Source organism: Actinomadura sp., from assembly GCF_044508335.1.
In the GTDB taxonomy this organism is placed as follows: Bacteria; Actinomycetota; Actinomycetes; order Streptosporangiales; family Streptosporangiaceae; genus Spirillospora.
On sequence record NZ_JBIQHY010000221.1, the window covers coordinates 1 to 3,510 of the forward strand.

The window sequence follows — 3,510 nt, forward strand, 5'->3', positions numbered from 1 at the left end:
CAGGTCAGCCACGCGTTCCACTCCCCGCTGATGGACCCGATGCTGGAAGAGTTCGGCCGGGTCGTCGCAGACCTGACCTTCAACGAGCCGGGCCTCGCCGGCCTCCCGCCCAGGGTGACCGAGCCGGCGTTCTGGGTGGACCACGTCCGCGAGCCGGTGCGCTTCGCCGACATGGTCGCGGACCTGCACGGCCGCGGCGTGCGCCGCTGGCTGGAACTCGGCCCCGAGGGCACCCTGACCGCGCTCGCGCAACAGACGGTCGAACCGGACGGCCAGGTGTTCGCGGCGGCGATGCGCGCGCGGCACGCCGAGGTGGACGCGCTGTTCACGGCGCTCGCGGAGCTGTGGGTCGCCGGGACGGCGGTCGACTGGACGGCGCCGGCGGCCGACCGGGGCGGCCGGCTGGCCGACGACGTCCCCACCTACCGGTTCCAGCGCCGCCGGTACTGGCTCGACGCCGCGGGCACCGGCGCGGCCGGCCTGGCGCGGGCCGGGCTCGCCTCCGTCGACCATCCGCTGCTGAGCGCGCTCGTCGTGCTCGCCGAAGCGGGCGAGCTGGTCGTGACGGGGCTCATGTCCACCCGCGCGCAGCCGTGGCTCGCCGATCACGTGGTCGCCGACCGCGTGCTGCTGCCCGGCACGGCCTTCGTCGAGCTGGCCGCCCAGGTCGGCGACCTGGGCGGGTGCGGGCGCGTCGCGGAACTGACCATCGAGCGGCCGTGCGTGTTCCCCGCGGACGGAGACGTCCAGCTCCAGGTCCGGCTGTCGGCGCCGGGAGAGGGCGGCGGGCGGAGCCTGCGCGTCTACTCCAGGACCGCAGACGCCGGCGCAGGCTCCGATGGCGAAGCGGACTGGGTCCGCCACGCCACCGGCGTCGTGGAGGAGGCGGCGGGGACCCGGCCCGCCGATGTCGGCGCCTGGCCGCCGCCGGAGGCCGCCGAGATCCCGATCGACGACCACTACGCAAACCTCGCGGAACGCGGATTCCGGTACGGGCCGGTGTTCCAGGGCCTGCGCAGGGCGTGGCGGCGCGGCGACGAGATCTTCGCCGAGGTGCGGCTGCCCGACGAGACGGGCGACGAGCACGCGCGCTTCGGGCTGCATCCCGCCCTGCTCGACGCCGCCCTGCACGCGATCGGGCTGACCGGCGCCGCCGGGGCGGACCGCGCGGACCTGCTGCCGTTCTCCTGGACGGGGGTGGAGTTCGCCGCGCGCGGGCAGTCCGCGCTGCGGGTACGGCTGACGCCCTCCGGAGAGGGCAGGTTCGGCCTGGCCGCGGTGGACGGCGACGGCCGGCCGGTCGTCACCGTCGACTCGCTCGTCCTGCGGCCGATCCCGTGGGAGGAACTGGGCGCGCAGGCCAGAAGCGCGGTCGCGACGATGCTCTACGGCGTCGAGTGGGCCGAGCTCGGCCCGGCCGAACCGGGCCCCGGCGCGGCGTCGGTCGCCGAATGCCCGGCGGGCCTCTCGGCCCGGGAGGCCACCGTCTGGGCGCTCGCGGAGATCCAGCGGCACCTGGCGGACGAGCCGGACGGCACGCTCGTCGTCGTCACCCGCGGCGTCCACCCCGGCGCGGACGCCGTGGACCCGGCGATGTCGGCGGTCTGGGGCCTCGCCGCCTCCGCGCAGACCGAGAACCCCGGCGCGATCGTCCTGGTCGACGCCGACCCGGGCACGGACGCCGCCGCGGCGGCGGGCGCGGCGCTGCGCACCGGCGAACCGCAGCTCGCCCTGCACGGCGGGACCGCCTTCGCGCCCCGGCTGACCCGGTTCCGCGCGGAGACCGGCGGGACGCCCGCGGACTTCGGCTCCGGCACCGTCCTCGTGACGGGGGCGACCGGCGCGCTCGGCTCCCGGCTGTGCCGCCACCTCGTGACCGAGCGGGGAGCGCGCGACCTGCTGCTGGTGTCCCGGCGCGGCCCGGACGCGCCGGGCGCGGCCGAGCTGGCCGCCGAGCTGGCCGCGCTCGGCGCGACCGCCCGCGTCGAGGCGTGCGACCTCGCCGACCGGGACGCGGTGGCCGCGCTGCTCACGGACACGCGGCTGTCCGCCGTCGTCCACGCCGCCGGCGTCCTCGACGACGGCGTGGTCACCGCGCTCACCCCGGAGCGGGTCGCGGCCGTCCTCGCCGCCAAGGCCGACGCGGCCCTGCACCTGCACGAGCTGACCGCCGGCATGGACCTGTCGGCCTTCGTCATGTTCTCCTCCGCCGCCGGGATCACGGGCGCCCCCGGGCAGGGCGCGTACGCCGCCGCGAACCGGTTCCTGGACGCGCTGGCCGGGTACCGCCGCGCCCGCGGCCTCCCCGGCACGTCCCTCGCCTGGGGCGTGTGGGACGCCGGCGGCACCATGGCGGGCGGGCTGAGCGAACTCGACCGGGCCCGGATGTCCAGGTCGGGGATGCTGCCGCTGGACGCCGACGACGGCCTCACCCTGTTCGACCTCGCCACCGCGCAGGACGCGGCGCTGCTCGTACCGGCCCGGCTCGACCCGCGCGCGATGAGCACCGCCCGGCACCTCCCGCCGGTCATGCGGGACCTGGCGCCCCGGCGGAGCCCGGGAACGCCGTCCGGCGACGCCGCGCCCACCTGGCTCACCGACCTCCCGGACCACGAGCGCCCCGCCGCGCTGCTCCGCCTCGTCCGCCAGGAGGCCGCGGCCGTCCTGGACGACCCGGACCCGGACGGGATCGCGGCCGACCAGGCGTTCCGCGCCCTCGGCTTCGACTCGCTGACCGCCGTCGAGCTGCGGAACCGGCTCAGCTCCGTGACGGGCGTGCGGCTCCCCGCCACCCTCGTGTTCGACTACCCGACGCCCGCCGACCTGGTGCGCCTCCTGGAGGAGGAGCTCGGGGTACGGGCCCGCTCCCGGCAGGCGGTGCACGCGGCCGCCCGCACCGAGGACCCGATCGCGATCGTCGGGATGGCGTGCCGGTACCCGGGCGGCGTCCGGTCCCCGGAGGACCTGTGGCGGCTGGTCGCGGACGCGGAGGACGCGATCGGCGGCTTCCCCGCGAACCGCGGCTGGGACGCCGACCGCATCTACGACCCCGACCCCGACCACCCCGGCACCACCTACTCGGTCGAGGGCGGCTTCCTGCACGACGCGGACCTGTTCGACGCCGGCTTCTTCGGGATCTCGCCGCGTGAGGCGCTGGCGATGGACCCGCAGCAGCGGCTGCTGCTGGAGGTGTCGTGGGAGGCGATCGAGCGCGCCGGCGTCGACCCGACGGCGCTGCGCGGCAGCCGCACCGGCGTGTTCACCGGGATGATGTACCACGACTACGCCGCCCGGCTGACCGGCCGCACCCCCGCCGACCTTGAGGGATACCTCGCCAACGGCAGCGCGGGCAGTGTGGCGTCGGGTCGGGTGGCGTATGCGCTGGGTCTGGAGGGTCCGGCGGTGACGATGGACACGGCGTGTTCGTCGTCGTTGGTGGCGTTGCATCTGGCGGCTCAGGCGCTGCGTTCGGGCGAGTGCGATCTGGCGCTGGTGGGCGGCGTCACGGTG

Annotated in this window: 1 protein-coding gene; it reads left to right on the forward strand. The window is 76.9% G+C overall.

The features are described from left to right. Positions 1-3,510: SDR family NAD(P)-dependent oxidoreductase (locus ACIWVC_RS34350; protein WP_396455173.1), on the forward strand; the 3,510-nt coding region annotated here is incomplete at both ends.